Here is a 1,239-nt window from a genome sequence, read left to right as displayed (position 1 = left end):
ATGATCGAGAAGGACCGCGTTCGTGGAAGCATCATCGTTGATCGGCGGGCTGTCCGCACGTCTGTCCGGCGTGTCGCCGCTGTCGGAACAGGACACGCCGGGGTTGTTGCAGGCCCTGGCCCGGGTTCCGGACCCGCGAGACGCGCGCGGCCGGATCCATCCACTGCCGGGACTGCTCGCGATCGCGATCGCGGCGGTGGTCTCGGGATCCAGCCGGGTCGTGGAGATCGTCGAGTGGGCCGCCGACCTGCCGGACGGGGTGTGGGACCGTCTCGGCGCCACCCGCGACGCGTTCACCGGCGTGCGGCGGGTGCCGGATGACAGCACCCTGTCGCGGGTGCTGACCGGTATCGACGCCGACGCCCTCGATGCCGCGGTGTGCCGCTGGCTGCTCGGCCGGGCGGGTCTGACCGGGACGGGCCGGCGGGTGATCGCGGTCGACGGCAAGACTTTGCGCGGCAGTGGCCCGGCCGGTGCGCAGGTGCATCTGCTGGCCGCGTTGGACCAGGCCGAACGGATCGTCCTGGCGCAGATCGACGTTGACGGCAAGACGAACGAGATCAGCCGGTTCGTGCCGCTGCTGGACGGTCTGGACCTGGCCGGTGCGATCATCACCGCGGACGCGTTGCATACCCAGCGGGAGCATGCCCGCTGGCTGGTCGAGGAGAAGAACGCCGGCTACGTGTTCGTCGTCAAACGTAACCAGCCACGACTGTATCGGCAGGTCAAAGCTCTGCCCTGGGCGAAGATCGCGGCGCTGGACGAGACCCGCGATCGTGGACACGGCCGCTACGACATCCGCCAGTTGCAGGCCGTCACCTGCCTCGGAGCATTGGCGCTGGACTTTCCGTACGCCGTGCAGGCGCTACGGATCCGGCGCCGCCGCTACAACGCGGCCACCGACCGCTGGTCCACCGTCACGGTGTACGCCATCACCAACCTCGGCGCCGCTCAGGCCGGCCCCGATGAGCTGACCGACTGGCTACGCGGACACTGGGCCATCGAGGTTCTCCACCACATCAGGGACACCACCTACCGCGAGGACGCCAGCCGCTTGCGTTCCGGCAACGCACCCCGAGTACTGGCCACCCTGCGCAACACCGCGATCAGCCTTCTCCGCCTGAACGGCGTCACCTCGATCGCACCAGCCTTACGCCGCAACAGCCGAGACCCCCACCGATCCCTGCAACTCCTTGGACTCACTTAAAACGGTCATATCTCGACCTTGCGAACGCCCTG

Annotated in this window: 1 protein-coding gene; it reads left to right on the top strand. The window is 68.4% G+C overall.

Going from position 1 to position 1,239, the window contains the following annotated elements; genetic code table 11:
• The first annotated feature begins 22 nt into the window (after positions 1-22).
• The gene (locus tag LXN57_RS48735) at positions 23-1,207 is read left to right on the top strand and encodes an ISAs1 family transposase (protein ID WP_251804959.1); all 1,185 of its coding nucleotides are present in this window, start codon (positions 23-25) and stop codon (positions 1,205-1,207) included.
• Positions 1,208-1,239: the final 32 nt, after the last annotated feature.

Source organism: Paractinoplanes hotanensis (assembly GCF_023717965.1).
Classification (GTDB): domain Bacteria; phylum Actinomycetota; class Actinomycetes; order Mycobacteriales; family Micromonosporaceae; genus Actinoplanes; species Actinoplanes polyasparticus.
Note: the sequence above shows the minus strand (reverse complement) of the source record. Positions and strands in the feature narration are given on the sequence as shown.